Origin of the sequence: Temperatibacter marinus, assembly GCF_031598375.1 — a bacterium.
GTDB lineage: Bacteria > Pseudomonadota > Alphaproteobacteria > Sphingomonadales > Kordiimonadaceae > Temperatibacter > Temperatibacter marinus.
On the sequence record NZ_CP123872.1, the window covers coordinates 2,726,903 to 2,744,686 of the forward strand.

A 17,784-nucleotide genomic window follows, 5' to 3' on the forward strand; every position below is an offset into this window, starting at 1 on the left:
ACCCTCGATTATTCAGCTGCACTCAATAGCTTTTTCTCACGGGCAGCTCTGAGCTTAGCAAAATCATCGCCAGCGAGATAACTAGAACGCGTTAATGGCGTCGATGAGATCATCAGAAAGCCTTTCCCTTTTGCCATCCTCTCATAGGATTTAAAGACATCAGGGTGAACGAATTCATGAACTTTCGCATGACGTTTTGTGGGCTGAAGATACTGACCTATAGTCATAAAATCAATATCAGCCGTCCGCATATCGTCCATAACCTGCGAAACTTCCATTCGTTCTTCTGACAGTCCCACCATAATACCCGACTTTGTAAAAATAGTCGGATCAAGACGCTTTACAGTTTCAAGCAAGCGCAATGAATTATAATAGCGTGCGCCCGGTCTGATCCGCGGGTAAAGCCGTGGTACCGTTTCTAAATTATGATTAAAAACATCGGGGCGTCCTTCAGCGATGATACGCTCAACTGTAATATCGTCTGCTTTATTTCTAAAATCAGGAGTCAAGATCTCTATTGTCGTATCTGGGCACATTTTCCTGATTTCTTGAACCACTTTTACGAACTGGTCTGCCCCCCCATCCTTAAGGTCATCTCGATCGACCGAGGTAATCACAATATGATTAAGCCCCATAGCTGCGCATGCTTCGGCTGTTTTCAGGGGTTCTTGGGGATCAACCGCCATTGGGCGCCCTGTTTTGACGTTACAAAAAGCACAAGCCCGTGTACAGGTATCACCAAGGATCATAACTGTGGCATGTTTTTCTTTCCAGCAGGTACCGATATTCGGACACGCTGCTTCTTCACAGACCGTATGAAGATTTTTACTCCGCATCATTTTGCGTGTTTCATTAGCCATCTGAGAAGTGGGGGCCTTGACACGCAACCATTTTGGTTTGCGCATATAGCCATCTTTTGTCACATCAGTCATACTCTATCACCTATTATCAGCGCTCATATAAACAATGAGCAGGGAGATAGCACCCCCTGCTCTGATCTCAAAGCAAATTCGGCGCTCTCTTAGAAATGGATCATTTTCCCATAAGCATCAAGAACACTTTCGTGCATCATCTCAGAGAGTGTCGGATGCGGGAAGACAGTATGCATTAATTCTTGTTCTGTCGTCTCTAGGGTTCGCCCTACAACATAGCCTTGGATCATCTCTGTGACTTCAGCACCAATCATATGGGCCCCAAGAAGTTCGCCTGTCTTCTTATCGAATACAGTTTTCACGAACCCTTCAGGCTCACCCAGTGCTATTGCCTTCCCATTCCCTTGGAAAGGAAATTTACCCACATTAATATCGTAGCCTGCTTCTTTGGCTTTGGCTTCAGTCATTCCAACCGAAGCAACTTGTGGTCGACAATAAGTACAACCAGGAATATTAGATTTATCTATAGGATGAACATCAGGCTGGCCCGTCATTTTCTCCACAGCAATAATGCCTTCATGAGAGGCTTTGTGAGCAAGCCAAGGTGCCCCTGTGACATCCCCAATAGCCCAAAATCCTTTTTGGCCTGTATAGCCGTAGCCATCCGTGACAATGTGACCACGATCCATCTTAATGCCAACTTCATCAAGGCCTAGGCCTTCTGTATTTGCCTGAATACCAATAGCAATGATCACTCGATCATAGGTTTCTTGCGTTTTCTTACCTTTTGCATCAATGGTCGCCGTAACTTGACCGTTAGCGACTTTCAAGTCAGTAACCCCGGCTTCCATTTTCAAGGTCATACCTTGTTTCTTGAATGATTTGGCAGCGAAATTAGAGACATCAGCATCTTCCACAGGAAGAATACGATCCATCATTTCAACCACTGTCACATCAGACCCAAGCTCGTTAAAAAAGCTAGCAAATTCAATTCCAATAGCCCCAGACCCAATAACCAAAAGTTTACCTGGCACTGTATCTGGTTCTAAAGCATGTTTATATGTCCAAATATGCTTTCCATCAGCCTTAAGGTGCGGTAATTCACGAGCCCGTGCCCCTGTGGCGATGACAATATCCTTGCCTTTAACATCTGTGCTTTTGCCGTCTTTAGCCTTAACAGTCAACACACCGGGCCCTTTGATCGTTGCTTGCCCTTCAATATGTGTCACTTTATTTTTTTTCAGCAAATGTGCGATACCCCCAGAAAGTTGTCCCGCAACACCCCGAGATCGTTTCACAACAGCGGCCAAATCATAATTCACTGTTGGGATTTCAAGCCCAAATTCTTTGGCATTTTTTGCAAGATGAAAGACTTCAGCCGATCGAAGCAGAGCCTTTGTTGGAATACAGCCCCAATTAAGACATATCCCCCCTAAATGTTCTCGCTCAACACAAGCAACCTTCAGCCCAAGCTGAGCTCCACGAATAGCCGCGACATACCCACCAGGGCCACCACCAACAACAACTAGATCATATTCAGACATGCTATAACCTTTTCAATAACCTGTTTATATTTTATCAGGATTTTCTACGCGTCTAGGATCCTCAACACCGCCTGTATGGTCTACAGAGGCTTTTTCAATCAATAGAACGCTACATTCTTTTTCCGCAAAGGGCTTGTGCTCAACACCCTTTGGTACGATGACCATTTCTCCTGTCTCAACCCATTCTGAGCGATCTCTATAATCCATCCGAAATCGGCCAGACAGAACAAGAAAGAGCTCATCTTCTTCCTTATGGGCATGAAAGACAAAATCACCTTCAATCTTTGCAAGCTTCACATGGTAATCATCCATCTCACCCACCAGTTTAGGTGTCCACTGTTCTGTGAAGAGGGCAAGCTTTGAAGAAAGATTGATGACATCCATAAAAAGTCTTCCTTAGATGAGAGACATTACAGAAGCATGGTCAGTGGATTTTCAATAAAGCCTTTATAAGCTTTAAGGAATTCCGCACCAACAGCCCCGTCAATGGCTCTGTGATCACAAGACAATGTACAGTTCATCACTGTGGCAACGGCTAGAGCGCCGTCTTTTACAACAGGACGCTGTTCACCTGATCCGACGGCAAGAATAGCCCCTTGTGGAGGATTAATAACCGCAGAGAATTCTTTAATCCCAAACATGCCAAGATTAGAGATTGAGAAAGTTCCACCAGACATCTCTTCTGGCATCAGCTTACCATCGCGGGCTCGTGTCGCCATGTCTTTCACTTCAGAAGCGATAGAGCCAAGCCCTTTTCCGCAGGCTCCTTTTACCACAGGCGTTACTAATCCACCGTCAACAGCAACAGCCACAGAGATATCTGCGCGGTCATACCAGTACATTTTATCACCGCCGAATTGAACATTGGCAGCAGGCACTGCTTTCAAGGCAAGGGCCACGGCTTTGATGATAAAGTCATTCACAGAAACCTTCACCCCTTCAGGCGCATTGGCATTCACTTCCTTACGCATTGCAAGAAGCTTATCAAGCTCACACTCCACAGTCAGGTAGAAATGAGGAACGGTTGATTTGGATTCAGTCAGACGTTTAGCGATAACCTTCCGCATGCCAGAAAGTTTAATCTCTTCATGTGGATTATCGTCAATTGGGCCGTATTCTGTAGCATCAACGGGCGCTGCTGATGGAGTACCTACTGATTGCGGCGCTTTGACAGTTGCAGGAGCAGAAAGAGCAGCCTCAATATCACGCTTTACAATACGACCATTTGGACCAGTCCCTGTAACTGTAGAAATATCAATCCCTTCATTCCCAGCGATACGTTTAGCAAGGGGGGATGCCTTTACACGGCCCCCTTCAGACCCTTGAACTGTTTGAGAAGCTAGAGGAGCAGCTGCTGTTTGGGCAACTTGAGGGGCAGCTTGCGGGGATGGACTTTCCTCGGCAGGTGCTTCATTACTTGATCCAGCTTGGGGTTTCGCAGATCCTGCAGAGGCAATTGCATCCGCAGCGTCCTCGCCCTCTTCTGCCATGATCGCAATTAACTCACCCACAGCAACATCTTCAGATCCTTCTGCAATAAAAATCTTAGCGATGATCCCTTCATCAATACTTTCGACTTCCATTGTGGCCTTGTCGGTTTCAATTTCAGCAATGACATCACCGCTTTCTACTGAATCACCCTCTTTAACAAGCCAGTTTGCAAGAGTACCCTTTTCCATAGTTGGGCTTAGTGCCGGCATAAAAATTTCAATAGCCATAGTTTTTGTCCTTTATTCAGACTTAACTTAAATTTGGTTTATATAGGAGAATAATGAGGCACTTGAAGTTTCATCCTAAACTAGATGATTTTGCCTTTCCTATGCATTCTCCAATCTCATTAATCCTTATAGCAAACCGCCTTGACCGCTGGAGTGATGCGTGCGGCACTCACGACAGCTGCTTTTTCTAGATTATTTGCATAAGGGAGCGGCACATCAACACTATTCACTCGTGTCACAGGAGCATCTAACCAATCAAAGGCTTGCTCCATCAGACGTGCCGATAAATCTGAGGCGACAGAACACTGCGGCCAGCCTTCTTCAGCGACAACACACCGGTTTGTTTTCTTAACAGAGGAAATGATTGTATCCATGTCGAGAGGTCGAATGGTTCTTAAATCGATCACTTCTGCACTGATGCCCTCTTGTGCAAGGTCATCGGCAGCTTTCAACGCTTCACCAACCGTGATAGAATAAGATACGATGGTTACATCTGTTCCTTCGCGCATTATCCGTGCTTTCCCAATAGGAAGCGTATAGTCTGCAAGGTCAGGAACATCAAAGCTTTCACCGTACATCAGTTCATTTTCAAGGAAGACCACAGGATTTGGATCTTGAATTGCTGCTTTTAACAAGCCTTTAGCGTCAGCGGCATCGTAAGGTGCAATAACTTTAAGGCCTGGAACATTTGCATACCAAGATGCGTAGTTCTGACTGTGCTGAGCACCAACACGACTGGCAGCACCGTTTGGTCCGCGGAAGACAATCGGACTTTCAACCAACCCGCCTGACATATAGCGCGTTTTTGCGCTTGAGTTAATTATATGATCAATGGCCTGCATTGCGAAGTTAAAGGTCATAAATTCCACGACCGGCTTCAGGCCCGCCATGGCAGCCCCGGCGCCCAGACCGGCAAAACCATGCTCTGTAATCGGTGTATCTATAACTCTATCAGCGCCGAATTCATCAAGAAGTCCCTGTGTGACTTTATAGGCGCCTTGATATTCAGCGACTTCTTCCCCCATTACGAAGACTGTATTGTCTTTGCGCATTTCTTCAGCCATCGCATCGCGTAAAGCTTCACGGACTGTAATTGTTTTATATTCTGTTCCTTCGGGCACCTCTGGATCTGAAGCAACACCAACTGATTGAATATCTGTTTGTGATGGTTCTTGCTCTGGGGCGCTAGAAACTGTCTCAGCAGAGGAAACAGAAACATCTGCTGAGGGCTTTGCTTCTATAGAAGAGGCATCTTCCCCCTCTTCAGCAACAAGTGCAATTAGCTGCCCAACAGGGACGTCCTCTGACCCCTCTTCAACCAGAATTTGAGCGACAACGCCCTCATCCACAGCTTCAACTTCCATTGTTGCTTTATCTGTTTCAATTTCAGCAATCACATCGCCGCTTTCAATTGAATCCCCTTCTTTCACTAGCCATTTAGCAAGTGTGCCCTTTTCCATTGTTGGGCTGAGGGCTGGCATGGTAATTTCAATCGCCATCTTAATACTCTCCATTCGCAAGAACGTCTGTGTAGAGCTCAGACAGATCTGGCTCTGGACTTTGTTGTGCAAATTCTGCGGCATCCGCTACTATTTGTTTTGTCGCTTTATCAAGATCTTTCAACTGAGCTTCATCAGCGGCACCAGCCTTAAGAATCTTCTCTTTTAACTGTTCGATCGCATCCCGTTCAGACCGCATCTTTTTGACTTCGTCTTTGCTGCGATATTTAGCCGGGTCAGACATTGAATGACCGCGATATCTGTAGGTTTTCATCTCAAGGATGTACGGACCTTTTCCTTCTCGGCAGTGCTTCACAGCGCGGTCAGTCGCTTCGCGCACTGCAAGAACATTCATTCCATCAACCTGCTCACCAGGGATGCCGAAACCCTCGCCTCTTCTAAACAGCTCTGTCTCCTTAGACGCTCTCGCAACTGAGGTGCCCATCGCATACTGATTATTTTCAATAATATAAATAACAGGAAGCTGCCAGAGAGCTGCCATATTATAGCTTTCGTAGACCTGTCCCTGATGTGCAGCCCCATCTCCGTAATAGGCAACAGATACACGATCTGTCTTCTTATACTTGTGCGCAAAAGCAAGCCCAGTTCCCAGAGAAACCTGTGCACCGACAATCCCGTGTCCACCGTAAAACCCATTCTCAGGATCAAACATGTGCATCGAACCGCCCTTTCCTTTAGAACAACCGCCAATGCGACCGGTCAATTCTGACATGACAGCGCGAGGTTCTGTTCCAGCAAGAATAGCGTGACCATGAGCCCGGTAGGACGTAATAACATCATCGCCTTTGTCTAGACCGGATTGAATGCCTGTTAACACGGCCTCTTGACCGATATAGAGATGACAAAAACCACCGATCAAGCCCATGCCATACATCTGCCCAGCTTTTTCTTCAAAGCGGCGGATAAGAAGCATATCTTTATAAAATTGAAGCAATTCCTCATTTGAGGCTTTATACTCTGCCGTTTTTGCAGAGCGTTTCGCGGAAGTGCGTTTAGAAGCAGTTTTAGCAACCATTAATAAGACCCTATTCACTATTATCTCTGGAATACTCTCCCACAGATGGGAAGATGCATCACAAAAATCACGCACGCGATCATCACGATCGCCTGCGCACTATGATTCCATAAGTGATACTAGTGATACTAGGAAATTTGATAAATTGCAATAGACTTTAAGTTATTGTAATATAGTGATAATATATAATTAACCTACTTTTAGTTAATGGCAAATATCTCTAATTCAAAACGACAACTTCATCGACAGCAACAAAACCAAGTTTCTGCCTAACCTGTTCTTCAAGCAAATCCGGATCAACACGCTTCTCATCCATTAACGCAACTTGTCGTTTCAATCTTTGCTTATGCGTATTAATTGTATCCAGTTGCTGTTGATAGCGTGCTTGTTGCGCTTCCAACTTATCTAAAGCTGGCAGGCCATTTTCGGCTTGAAAGGCCTCAAGAGATAACCAGGTGACGCAAACAAGCGCCAACCCGATTAACCAAACCCGTCCCAAATGAAATTTTATATTTCTTAATTGTTCCATGATTCGTATAGAATCATATTTGATTCATCGAATCAAGTTAATAATTTTGATTCGACTCATAATTTTTTTAAAATTTAATTTAAATGCCAGCGGCTATGTATATCTGACAGGACTTCAGTATGCCAAGGTATATCTAAGTGATTTTCACCTTCGATCGTTTTGAAAGAAACCGAGTTTTGATTTGACGACTCGTATAATGCCTTTCCACTCGCATAGGGCACAATTTTATCTTTCGTCCCGTGATAGATTATATAAGACTTGTCTTTGATTCGTGAAAGACGCAAGTCACTTCTCAGGGGAAATCTAGAAAACCATTCATGGACAAAATATGGATGACGTCGATATCCCATATCCACAACAGATTTGAACGGTGCAAAAACAATAAAATCTTTTATTCCTGTTTCAAGGGCAAGATGCGCTGCAAATGCACCGCCCATGGACCACGCCGCAACTTTGATATTCTCGGTGCCGTATTTCGTGGCAGCATGTTGGGACCAGTCTAGAGCATCTTCAAGCAGTCCCTCCTCTGTAAAAGCCCCTCTACTCTTTCCAAAGTTACGATAATCCATTGAAAGAACATCATATCCCAGCGCTAGAAAAGTTTTTGCCATTCTTTCTGAGTGCCCAATATTTCCAGCGTTTCCTTTAAAATAAAGCACTAGCTTTCTAGATTTTGATTTTTCTTTTACTTTAAATAACACTCCATGAAGACTTACACCCTCCTTGTCTAGAGTTATAAATTCATGCGGCGTATCATAAGCATAAACATGGTCCATTTCGACAGGTGCAAAATTAAAAATCAAATGGTGCTGAGCAAAATACACTCCTAGACAAAGAAGCAGGTAAGCCCCGGTCAATAGTTTGAGTAGTGTCTTAATAAGTTTTGGCATGAGCTTTTCCATGAAGATATGAACAGTGAATTTCTGCAGGGCTGTCGGAGACATCCCCTTACTAGCAGAGGTCTATTGATCTTTAGTTTTTTTGATCTTTAGGCTTTTTGATCCCAACCACCCCCTGGCATCTGTTGCCAGTAGGACATTTCAAACCCTTTTTCTTTAAAGGCTTTCCAGTCAAGACGAGCGGCTGTCACAACCTCTTCATTTTTCCCATCAAACATATATAGAATTCGTTTAAAAGGGTCAAAATCATCCCAATTATCTGCATCCAAAAGGATCAAACATTCGGCCTCATTTAGCCGATGTTGTTGAGTTGTAATAAGAATTGGCTGAAGACTTACCTGAGGGCTGTCTTCTGTATCATGAGGCAGAAAAGCATCTGGTTTATAGGACCAGAGAAGCTCGTCAATTAGCGCACTCTGGTCAGTATCTTTTACTTTTACAACAGCTCTTAAACCAGCACTGATCACACGTTCCATCAATTTTGGAAGAGCTCCTTCAAGTCCTTCATTCTCCAAATGATAGAATCGTATATCAGGCATCAGACCTAGCTTTCATGATTGTCTGCTACAAATCGATCTAAAAGACGCACACCAAAGCCCGTGCCGCCCTTTTCACTAAGAGGCAACCCCTTATCTGACCAGACTGTCCCAGCAATATCGATATGACACCACGGCACACCGTTCGTATATCTTTTCAAAAACTGAGCAGCCGTGATTGACCCAGCCCCTTTACCGCCAATATTTTTCATATCGGCTGTATGGGTATTGATAAGTTTATCATAATCATCATGAACAGGCATGCGCCATACTTTATCACCAGTCACTGTCCCCGCCGCATATAGGTCATCAGCGAGTTCATCGCTATCTGAGAAAATCCCAGCATATTCATGTCCTAGAGCAACAATCATGGCCCCTGTTAGCGTAGCAAGATCAATCATAAATTTCGGCTTAAATCGATCCTGTGTATACCACATAGCATCACAGAGTACTAAGCGCCCTTCAGCATCAGTATTAAGAACGTCAATAGTCTGGCCAGACATAGAGGTCACTATATCGCCTGGACGCTGTGCGTTCCCGGCAGGCATATTCTCTACAAGGCCAACGACCCCGATCACGTTCACACGTGCTTTGCGAGCTGCTAAAGCTTTCATCAATCCAACGACCGTTCCAGCACCGCCCATATCCCATTTCATGGCATCCATGCCAGCTCCAGGCTTCAGGGAAATCCCTCCTGTATCAAAAGTGACACCTTTTCCGACAAAGGCAATGGGTTGCTCGTCGCTTTTGTTCGCCCCATTCCAGCGCATAATGGCAAGTTTGGATTCTCGAACTGACCCCATACCCACAGCCAAGAGCGCTTCCATTCCCAGTTTAGTCATTTCTTCTTCACCAAGAATTTCGATATCCACCCCAAAATCTGTAAGTTTTGCGACTTCATCGGCAAAACTCTCTGGGTGAAGTTTGTTACCCGGCTCAGAAACAAGATCGCGAGTCAAGAAGACACCTTCAGCAACAGCTTCTCTTACTTTAAAGGCTCCCCCTGCTTTCTTGGTATCTTCTGCAGCTATAGAAATAGTTTTTAAAATTGGAATCTTTTTCTTGGGCTCTTTGGTTCTATATTTATCAAAGCGATAGGATCTCAGCAACGCCCCTTCACCTACCCATGCAGCCTCTTCAGCAGAAAGGCCTTCAATAAAAACAGCCGCTTCTTTGCCCGATAATTGTTGTGAAGATGTGATTGTCGCACCAAGAGTGACATAATCAATCTCTTTCATCTTAGCCTTTTTTCCTAGGCCCATAATCACTAGTTTATCAAAGCTACACCCATGAGGGGCTGGAATGGTAAAATCTGTTCCTTTTTTGCCCTGAAAGTCATGGATTTTTACAGCACGTTCCAGAGCCCCTTCCATGGTATCGTTAAGGCTTTTAACCAGTGCATTCTCTGGACAGTCTTGAGCAATTCCTACGATGACAATACCATTTTTAGGCAATGACGACGAAATAAACTTAATGTTCATGATGGTCCCTCTCGGATAGTATTATTTTTATAATGATTGAGTGTCTTTGCCCTTTTATGGGCGTATTTGCAAATTAGATCAAGATGAATAGGAATAAATTAGCTTTTTTTGGAGAAACTTCCATTGCCCTCTCTGCATGAAGACTGTATCAAAGGCAAAATTACATTTTTAAGGATCATTCCGTGTCTTGTGTATCAATGAAAAAACTGTTGCTTAAAGGGACAATACTCTCCTCACTTTGTGTGATGAGTGGTCTTGCATCAACGCCGATTTCAGCACAAGAAACAAAGGTAGTCGAATTTGAAGCAGATCAGCTCTCCCATGATGACAAAACAGGAGAAGTCCTGGCTTTGGGACGCGTCAAATTGAACCGCAAGGGGTATACGCTGGAAGCAGGTCAGATTCGGTATAATCCTAAAACAGGTAAGGCGGTTGCGACTGGTGCCGTAAAAATGACGGATCCAGATGGAAATGTCATTTGGTCTGATCGCATTGAGTTAGAAAACGACCTCCGGGATGCCTTTGTTAAAGATATTCGATTACTTTTAAAAGATGGTGCACAAGTCGCAGCCAATTCTGCCGTCCGTGATGAAGACACTGGAAAAATTACACTGAACAGAGCAGTCTATAGCCCCTGTGAAGTCTGTGAGCAGTCTGGGGAAGAACCATTATGGCAATTAAAGGCTGTCAAGGTAGTTCATGATAAAGGTAAGAGAAGGCTATATTATGATAATGCCTACTTAGAAGTTTTAGGACTTCCTCTCATGTGGCTTCCCAAATTTTCTCATCCAGATCCTACAGTTGACAGAGCGAATGGCTTCCTTCCCATTGAATTCAGCTCTAATAAACAACTCGGCTTGATCGTTGGTCTGCCCTATTACCATAGCTTCAGTAAAAGCCGTGATGCAACCATCACACCTCTTCTCACGACAAAAGAAGGCTTAGTTCTCAAAGGAGAATATCGTCAGCACGTGGGCTATGGGCGGTATGAGGTCGTCGGGTCTTTGACCTATACGGACAAGCGCGATGAATTTAATGTGGATACAGGGGCGAATGAGTTTAGGGGGCATCTTTTCTCTCATGGTTATCTCGACCATAATAAAAATTGGCGTTCAAGTTATGAAATAAACTGGGCTTCTGATGACACTTACTTAAGACGCTATGATTTCTCGGATGATGATACTTTGATGAGTGATTTCACAGTTGAAGGTTTTTATGATCAATCCTATTTAACAGCAAGGACAATTGCTTTCCAAGGCTTAAGGATTGAAGATAATTCAGGCCTTACTGGGCATGCACTGCCCCTCATTCAGGGCGAATATGTGACCAATAATACACCTCTCGGCGGCACGCTATCTCTGTCGGCAGATGGCTTAATTCTGCATCAACCTGATTGGGTGGACACAAAGCGGCTTTCTGCTCAGGCAGAATGGAAAAATAAAGAAATATTCAATAGCGGCCTTGTCTTAGAGACCACCCTATTACTACGCGGGGATCTTTATGAGTATAGGTATGAGAATAATGCCGACTTGAATTTCTTTCCTGAGCCGGAAGAAGATACTTCCTTCTCTAGAGGATTATTCTTAGCTTCAAACACACTGAGCTTTCCTCTTATTAAGGTCACTGCAGACGCACAGCATAGACTGGAGCCTCTCGTTGATATCACCTATACACCGCAAAGAGAGCAAAGCCAGAGCCAGTTCAACTTCGATAGCCAAGCTTTCGAGTTGGATCAATATACGCTTTTTTCTCCTGACCGATTTGCAGGTTATGATTTATGGGATGACACGAGTCGCTTTACGTATGGTCTCTCTTATGCCTTTCATAGTGACTCCCTGACCTTTGAAACTTTAATCGGCCAGAGTTACGCCATCAATAACCCTAGCGCAGACTTAACAGTTAACACAGGTTTGGAAGATAATTTTTCTGACTGGGTAACGGCACAGACTTTATCTTATAAAAATCATTTTACTCTTCATCAGCAACTGCGATTGGATTCTGATGATTTGTCCATTAAGCGTCATCTTGTTGATGTGGGCTATGAGGATACAAAAACAGCGATCAATGTAAGTTACTTCAAATCAAAAGAAGAACGTTGGCAGCTCTACAGGGAAAATCGTGAAGAACTGAGAGTTTCAGGACGGGTTCAGTTGAAGAACAAACTCTGGCTTTCTAGCTCTCTAGTGCAAGACCTTACGAAGGGATGGGACGGAGTCGAATATGGTGCCGGCATAGAGTTTTTAGACGACTGTTTATCCATTAGTCTTCAATATCGTAAAAATTACACACGAGACAGAGACATTGAGCCAGGAAATAGCATAATTTTTCGTATAAAATTGCTAAATTTGGGTTAGAGTAAAATTTGACTGGAAATGTGTTGAACTTTCGGGTTAAAAGCGAGCACAGATAGAAAAAGAAAAGGGTTATCACGTGATTAACAGGCCTAAAAAGGACAAACAACTTTCTGACCTTTTAAAATCATTTGCAGCAGTTATGACATTTGCTGTTCTTGTTACTGCTATTTTGCCAAACTCAGTTGCCGCTCAACAGGATCGTCAAACATTCAACGCGGTTGAAGTTTTAGTGAATGATCAGCCCTTAACAAGTTTTGACATCAATCAGCGTTTGGCCCTTGTCGTCGCAGTTTCTGGTGGCGTGAAAACTCAAGAAGAGTTTGAAAAATTGCGCACTCAAGTTATTGAGAGCATGATTGATGAAATCCTTCAACTTCAAGAAGCTCAAGAATATAAAATTAATATCCCCCAAGCCCAACTGGATGATTATTTTGCCCAGCGTGCTAGTCAAATCAACATGACCGCAGAGCAATATGAGCAAGCGCTTGTATCTATTCGATCCAGCAAGGCGACAATGATGCGCCAAATGGAAGCTGAAATTGCTTGGAGCCAAATCGTGAATGGCCTTCTTGGCCAATCTGTTGCTGTCTCAGATGAAGAAGTTGATGCGACAATTGAGCGGATTAAAGCCAACAAAGGCAAATACGAATACCGCCTTGGTGAAATAGTGCTCTTGGTCAGGAACACCGCCCAAGAAGAAAATGTTAAAACCAATGCCATGCAGATTGTGAGCCAGTTGCGCTCTTCTAAGGAAGTGCGCTTTCCAGATGTAGCGCGAAACATCTCAGCGTCTTCTACTGCAGCCGTCGGCGGGGACTTAGGCTGGATTATTGAAAGTGAACTTGCTCCAGAAATTTTTGACGCCATTAAAGATCTTGACCTTGGACAATATAGCGATCCTGTACGTACTGCAGGCAGCTATAAAGTTTTCATGCTTTCTAATCGCCGCCGTGTTCTAAGTGCTGACCCGATGGACGTGCAAGTTTCACTAAAACAAATTTATATGACAACTGAAGATTTGACAGACCCTGAAAAAGAAAAAAAATTCAGAGACATCCTTCCTATTCTTAAGGCAGAGCAACCAGGATGTGGTCAGGTTGAAAAATATGCTGAGCGTGCTGGTAGCACCAATAAAACAGAGGTCGGTATTGTTGCGTTTAAACAGATGACATCAGACTTACTCAATGGCTTGAGACATTTGAAAGACGGTGAAGCAAGTAACTTTATTAAGCTCGATGACGGCGAACGGATTATGTTTATATGTGGACGGACAGTCCCTGAGATTGCAGATCCTGACTTTGATGCCATCTTTGCTCAGATTGAAAATCAGCGTCTCAGTATGCGTGCTCGTCGTCACTTACGTGATCTTCGCCGTGAAGCTATTGTTGATGAACGTTAGACTATTGAGATTATACAGTTAAAATGACCCCTCATTCAACACTTCCTCCAATCGTCATCACCATGGGTGATCCGGGAGGTGTTGGTCCTGAGATCCTATTAAAACTATGGGCCGCGCGCACTGAATTAAAACTTCCTCCTTTTGCAGTTATTGGCACCTTGGAAGCTTTTTCAATTCTTGGAACTGACACCTCTATCGAACAAATCCAAGATTTAAAGCAAACATCAAAAATTTTCTCTAAAAGTTTGCCACTTCTGTCCATCAAAGCAGTTACAAAAACTACTCTCGGTGAAGCAGACCCTCGTAACGGCGCTGCCGTAATCGAGGCCATCGATGTGGCTATCCAAGCCTGCCTTCAGAAGGAAGCCTCTGGCATGGTGACCATGCCTATCAACAAATCCAGCCTTTATAAAGCCGGTTTTGATGCTCCTGGTCATACAGAATACCTTGCACGGCAGTGCGGATTAGAAGACGATTCTTCTGTCATGATGCTGGCCAATACGGCGTTACGTACAGTGCCCGTTACTGTGCATCAACCCTTAGAAACTGTGCCGCGTTCCTTGACAGATCAGCTGATAATCGATCGCGCCGTTAAAACCGCAACAGATTTAAGAGATTTTTTTGGCATTCGGGAACCCCGACTGGCGATAGCCGGACTAAACCCCCATGCTGGTGAAGATGGTATGATGGGGTTAGAAGATGGTGTAAAAATCGTACCTGCTGTTCGGGCCCTTCAGGAAATGGGCATCAACGCATTTGGACCTCTTCCTGCTGATACGCTTTTTCATGAAGAGGCGCGAGCCACCTATGATGCGGCTTTGTGTATGTATCACGATCAAGCATTGATCCCCGTAAAAACTCTTGATTTCCATGGTTCCGTTAATGTGACCCTAGGATTACCTATAATCCGTACAAGTCCAGACCATGGCACAGCTCTTGATATTGCGGGCCAAGATAAAGCAACAATTAAAAGCAGCCTAAACGCCGTACGCATGGCGGCTGAAATGGCAACATATGCTCTGGGAGTAAAAGATGACTGAATCAGAACTCCCGCCGCTCAGAGAGGTTATTAATAGCTTTGAACTCAGAGCAAAAAAATCTTTCGGCCAAAACTTTCTCTTAGATTTGAATTTAACCCGTCGTATCGCCCGCATCCCAGGTGACCTATCAAAGGCAGTTGTTTATGAGGTGGGCCCTGGTCCGGGCGGGTTAACGCGTGCATTATTGATGGAGGGGGCTGGCCGAGTTCAAGCCTGTGAAATGGACAAACGCTGTATTCCTGCACTGGCTGAAGTCTCTAAAGCTTTTGATGGTCGCTTAAGCGTCTATGAAGGAGATGCTTTAAAGATTGATGAGCATGAATTACTTCAAGCAAAACCAGATGAAGGCATCCATATTGTGAGCAACCTTCCCTACAATGTAGGCACAATGTTGCTTATACGTTGGCTCACCCTCAAAACATGGACCCCGTGGTGGCAAAGCTTGACTTTAATGTTTCAAAAAGAGGTTGCTGAGCGTATTGTCGCAGCACCCGGAACCAAAGAATATGGCCGCCTAAGCATCTTAGCTCAGTGGCGCTCAACCGCCAAAATCGCTATGCGTGTGCCAGCCGCTGCATTCACCCCGCCCCCAAAAGTGAACAGTGCTATCATTCACCTGAAGCCGACGCAGCCTCTTGATGACTCTATTCAGCTAAAATCCTTAGAACTGGTTGTTGAAAAAGCATTTCAACAACGACGTAAAATGCTACGGTCGAGCTTAAAAGGTCTCTCTGTAGATCCGAAAGAATTATTGAAGATGGCTGAGATCGAGGAAACTGAACGTGCTGAAAATGTATCGGTTGCTGACTTTGTAAAGTTAGCGAAGTGTTATGAACAGCTAAAAACTCACTAATTACCCTTCAGCTTTCTCTTTTCTTTCATTCATGAGTTTACGAACAAAAGGCATCAGTTTTGGCTGTCTAAAGCGTTTAGCCCGTTCAACATGTAAAATGTTTCGTAACTGCTTATATGTATCCTGAAGGTCATCATTCACCAAAACATAATCATATTCAGCCCAATGACTAATTTCACTTTCAGCTTCTGCCATACGCTTTTGAATAATTTCTTCGCTGTCTTGAGCCCTATTCCGCAATCTATTCTCTAGCTCCAGAACACTAGGCGGCAAAATAAAGACTGTTACAAGATCTGCATTCATCGGGCTTTGGGCCAGTTGCTGTGTGCCCTGCCAATCAATATCAAAAATGATATCCAGACCATCTTCCAGCGCTTCTTCAACAGGCCGTCGAGGCGTTCCGTATGAATTCTCAAAGACGGTTGCATGTTCTAGAAATCCTTGATTATCGATCATGTTATCAAAATCTTTGCGGGAGAGAAAATAGTAATCTTCTCCATCTTCTTCACCTGGGCGCGGTTCTCTTGTGGTTGCAGAGACAGACATTTTCATCTGAACATCTTCAGAGAGAAGCATACGGGTCAGGGTTGATTTTCCTGCGCCAGATGGAGAGCTCATCACCAGCATTAGCCCCCGTCTAAAATTACTAATCTCTTTCATATTGTCCTCTTCTATGTGAATATTTTCAAACTATTCTATATTTTGAATTTGCTTATGGATTGAAGAAATAGTTTCATTTAATAACAATGACTTATAAAATAATTTCAAATTATTTCGCAATCCATGTCACCACTTCTGTCACCATTTAGTTTTATTAAACACCAAAGTGTTTCAGCCAGCTCATTATAAACCGAATTGACATGCTTGATTACCCTATAAATATTATTTATTTAAACTAGAGATAATAATCTTATCTAAATTTTCTACTCTAGACGTTGGACTATCATCTCTATTATTTGTAGCGTAAAATATCATCAAATCCAATTCTGGATAATAGTTAACGTTAGCTAGAGAATAACCGTTTGACCCATTATGCCATATCTTTTTATAACCTTTATACCCATCAGATAGCCCCCATCCATAGCCATAAAATTCTGTTTCTTTCTTATTCATTGGTATATGCCGCGTTAGTATTTTCTCCCAAGACTTGTCGGTTAATAGAGACTTTCCCCGCATAACTTGGTACCACGCAAACATATCGCCTATTGTGCTAAGAAAGCTACCAGCCCCCTCCATATTCCATCTTCCACCGGGATTATCATAGTAATGCTGCATAGAATGTCCTATTGACCTGCTTTTAGGCTTTAAATTCAGAAAGCGTTCAATTATATTTGGGTCTCTGCCATAACTAATTGCGAGATTCTTCTCATCCCTTTTGATTAATCGAAATCCAGTTTGACTTAAAGATGATGGTATCAAGATGTTTTTATGAATGTATTCTTCCCATCCATTGTCTGTCACTCTTTCAATAATTAAAGCAAGAAAGCTGTAACCAATATTAGAATATAAAAAATCATTTCCAGGAAGAAATATCAAGTCAGCTTTAAATGCTTTATTGATTAAATCATTCTTCTCAAGTTCATCATATATAAAGCCGAAATTCTGCTGCCAACCAGATGAATGCGTCAATAAATGATGGATAGTGATGTTTCTTTTGTCTATTGGAACATTCTTAAAAAACTTATCAATTTTATCATCTAAAGATAATTTACCCTCTTCTGACAGCTTCAAAATAGCAACGGATACAAATTGCTTAGTTATAGAGCCAATTTCATGAACGGTACTTTGATTAAAAGCTATATTTTCTTTCCTATTTGAAAGTCCAAAATGCCACTGATGTTTAATTTTTCCAGCATGAGCAATTACAACACTTCCTGAAAAGTCAGATTTACTAAGCTCCCTTTCCCAGCCTTTTAAACTATCTATTTCATTAGCAACGGAATTAAAATGAACTAATATGAAAGCTAAAACCAAAATACTGAATCTCATATAGCTTTACCTTTCTTTAAATTGTCAATTGTTTT

At 43.3% G+C, this 17,784-nt stretch carries 16 protein-coding genes; 4 read left to right on the plus strand and 12 right to left on the minus strand.

The features are described from left to right. Window positions 1-8: 8 nt before the first annotated feature. From lipA to QGN29_RS12350, 10 genes are all read right to left on the minus strand, one after another. A complete protein-coding gene (lipA, locus tag QGN29_RS12305; protein ID WP_310798167.1) occupies window positions 9-932 on the minus strand; it encodes a lipoyl synthase in 924 nt (307 codons plus the stop codon). Window positions 933-1,021: 89 nt separating this feature from the next. Further along, entirely contained in the window at window positions 1,022-2,416 is a 1,395-nt protein-coding gene (gene lpdA / locus QGN29_RS12310; protein WP_310798168.1) for a dihydrolipoyl dehydrogenase, read from the minus strand. A gap of 24 nt (window positions 2,417-2,440) precedes the next feature. Next, a complete protein-coding gene (locus QGN29_RS12315) occupies window positions 2,441-2,800 on the minus strand; it encodes a cupin domain-containing protein (RefSeq protein WP_310798169.1) in 360 nt (119 codons plus the stop codon). Window positions 2,801-2,826: 26 nt separating this feature from the next. Continuing rightward, the gene (locus QGN29_RS12320; RefSeq protein WP_310798170.1) at window positions 2,827-4,134 is read right to left on the minus strand and encodes a pyruvate dehydrogenase complex dihydrolipoamide acetyltransferase; all 1,308 of its coding nucleotides are present in this window, start codon (window positions 4,132-4,134) and stop codon (window positions 2,827-2,829) included. Window positions 4,135-4,253: 119 nt separating this feature from the next. Continuing rightward, window positions 4,254-5,633 carry a pyruvate dehydrogenase complex E1 component subunit beta gene (locus QGN29_RS12325; RefSeq protein WP_310798171.1) on the minus strand — a complete coding sequence of 460 codons (1,380 nt, stop codon included), beginning with the start codon at window positions 5,631-5,633 and terminating at the stop codon, window positions 4,254-4,256. Between the two features lies 1 nt (window position 5,634). After that, window positions 5,635-6,669, minus strand: a complete 1,035-nt coding sequence (gene pdhA / locus QGN29_RS12330) for a pyruvate dehydrogenase (acetyl-transferring) E1 component subunit alpha (protein ID WP_310798172.1) — start codon at window positions 6,667-6,669, stop codon at window positions 5,635-5,637. A 220-nt stretch (window positions 6,670-6,889) separates the two neighbouring features. Then, window positions 6,890-7,198 (minus strand): FtsB family cell division protein, encoded by a 309-nt coding sequence (locus tag QGN29_RS12335; RefSeq protein ID WP_310798173.1) that lies wholly within the window; start codon window positions 7,196-7,198, stop codon window positions 6,890-6,892. 74 nt (window positions 7,199-7,272) lie between these two features. Next, window positions 7,273-8,088, minus strand: coding sequence for an alpha/beta hydrolase (locus QGN29_RS12340; RefSeq protein WP_310798174.1), 816 nt, complete (start codon window positions 8,086-8,088; stop codon window positions 7,273-7,275). A gap of 98 nt (window positions 8,089-8,186) precedes the next feature. Beyond that, entirely contained in the window at window positions 8,187-8,636 is a 450-nt protein-coding gene (locus tag QGN29_RS12345) for a DNA polymerase III subunit chi (RefSeq protein ID WP_310798175.1), read from the minus strand. A 5-nt stretch (window positions 8,637-8,641) separates the two neighbouring features. Beyond that, window positions 8,642-10,114: a leucyl aminopeptidase gene (locus tag QGN29_RS12350; protein ID WP_310798176.1), complete on the minus strand. Its 1,473-nt coding sequence runs from the start codon at window positions 10,112-10,114 to the stop codon at window positions 8,642-8,644. 182 nt (window positions 10,115-10,296) lie between these two features. Here QGN29_RS12350 and QGN29_RS12355 point away from each other — a divergent pair, with 182 nt between their 5' ends. The 4 genes from QGN29_RS12355 to rsmA all read left to right on the plus strand — a co-directional run bounded on the left by QGN29_RS12355 (window position 10,297) and on the right by rsmA (window position 15,760). Beyond that, window positions 10,297-12,468, plus strand: coding sequence for an LPS-assembly protein LptD (locus tag QGN29_RS12355; protein ID WP_310798177.1), 2,172 nt, complete (start codon window positions 10,297-10,299; stop codon window positions 12,466-12,468). A gap of 76 nt (window positions 12,469-12,544) precedes the next feature. Next, on the plus strand, window positions 12,545-13,867 hold the full coding sequence (locus tag QGN29_RS12360) for a peptidylprolyl isomerase (protein ID WP_310798178.1): 1,323 nt from the start codon (window positions 12,545-12,547) through the stop codon (window positions 13,865-13,867). A gap of 23 nt (window positions 13,868-13,890) precedes the next feature. After that, window positions 13,891-14,907, plus strand: a complete 1,017-nt coding sequence (pdxA, locus tag QGN29_RS12365) for a 4-hydroxythreonine-4-phosphate dehydrogenase PdxA (protein WP_310798179.1) — start codon at window positions 13,891-13,893, stop codon at window positions 14,905-14,907. Further along, window positions 14,900-15,760: a 16S rRNA (adenine(1518)-N(6)/adenine(1519)-N(6))-dimethyltransferase RsmA gene (rsmA, locus tag QGN29_RS12370; RefSeq protein WP_310798180.1), complete on the plus strand. Its 861-nt coding sequence runs from the start codon at window positions 14,900-14,902 to the stop codon at window positions 15,758-15,760. Before pdxA ends, rsmA begins: the two co-directional genes overlap by 8 nt. Here rsmA and gmk read toward each other — a convergent pair whose 3' ends face one another. Continuing rightward, the gene (gene gmk / locus QGN29_RS12375; RefSeq protein ID WP_310798181.1) at window positions 15,761-16,420 is read right to left on the minus strand and encodes a guanylate kinase; all 660 of its coding nucleotides are present in this window, start codon (window positions 16,418-16,420) and stop codon (window positions 15,761-15,763) included. A gap of 222 nt (window positions 16,421-16,642) precedes the next feature. After that, window positions 16,643-17,749, minus strand: a complete 1,107-nt coding sequence (locus QGN29_RS12380; RefSeq protein WP_310798182.1) for a serine hydrolase domain-containing protein — start codon at window positions 17,747-17,749, stop codon at window positions 16,643-16,645. Between the last annotated feature and the right edge of the window lie 35 nt (window positions 17,750-17,784).

Excerpts from the sequence above, each read along its gene's own strand:
- QGN29_RS12380 (WP_310798182.1), bottom strand. The coding sequence starts at position 17,749 with ATGAGATTCAGTATTTTGGTTTTAGCTTTCATATTAGTTCATTTTAAT.
- QGN29_RS12315 (WP_310798169.1), bottom strand. The coding sequence starts at position 2,800 with ATGGATGTCATCAATCTTTCTTCAAAGCTTGCCCTCTTCACAGAACAG.
- QGN29_RS12350 (WP_310798176.1), bottom strand. The coding sequence starts at position 10,114 with ATGAACATTAAGTTTATTTCGTCGTCATTGCCTAAAAATGGTATTGTC.
- lpdA (WP_310798168.1), bottom strand. The coding sequence starts at position 2,416 with ATGTCTGAATATGATCTAGTTGTTGTTGGTGGTGGCCCTGGTGGGTAT.
- pdhA (WP_310798172.1), bottom strand. The coding sequence starts at position 6,669 with ATGGTTGCTAAAACTGCTTCTAAACGCACTTCCGCGAAACGCTCTGCA.
- QGN29_RS12325 (WP_310798171.1), bottom strand. The coding sequence starts at position 5,633 with ATGGCGATTGAAATTACCATGCCAGCCCTCAGCCCAACAATGGAAAAG.
- QGN29_RS12320 (WP_310798170.1), bottom strand. The coding sequence starts at position 4,134 with ATGGCTATTGAAATTTTTATGCCGGCACTAAGCCCAACTATGGAAAAG.
- pdxA (WP_310798179.1), top strand. The coding sequence starts at position 13,891 with ATGACCCCTCATTCAACACTTCCTCCAATCGTCATCACCATGGGTGAT.
- QGN29_RS12335 (WP_310798173.1), bottom strand. The coding sequence starts at position 7,198 with ATGGAACAATTAAGAAATATAAAATTTCATTTGGGACGGGTTTGGTTA.
- QGN29_RS12345 (WP_310798175.1), bottom strand. The coding sequence starts at position 8,636 with ATGCCTGATATACGATTCTATCATTTGGAGAATGAAGGACTTGAAGGA.
- QGN29_RS12340 (WP_310798174.1), bottom strand. The coding sequence starts at position 8,088 with ATGCCAAAACTTATTAAGACACTACTCAAACTATTGACCGGGGCTTAC.
- lipA (WP_310798167.1), bottom strand. The coding sequence starts at position 932 with ATGACTGATGTGACAAAAGATGGCTATATGCGCAAACCAAAATGGTTG.
- rsmA (WP_310798180.1), top strand. The coding sequence starts at position 14,900 with ATGACTGAATCAGAACTCCCGCCGCTCAGAGAGGTTATTAATAGCTTT.
- gmk (WP_310798181.1), bottom strand. The coding sequence starts at position 16,420 with ATGAAAGAGATTAGTAATTTTAGACGGGGGCTAATGCTGGTGATGAGC.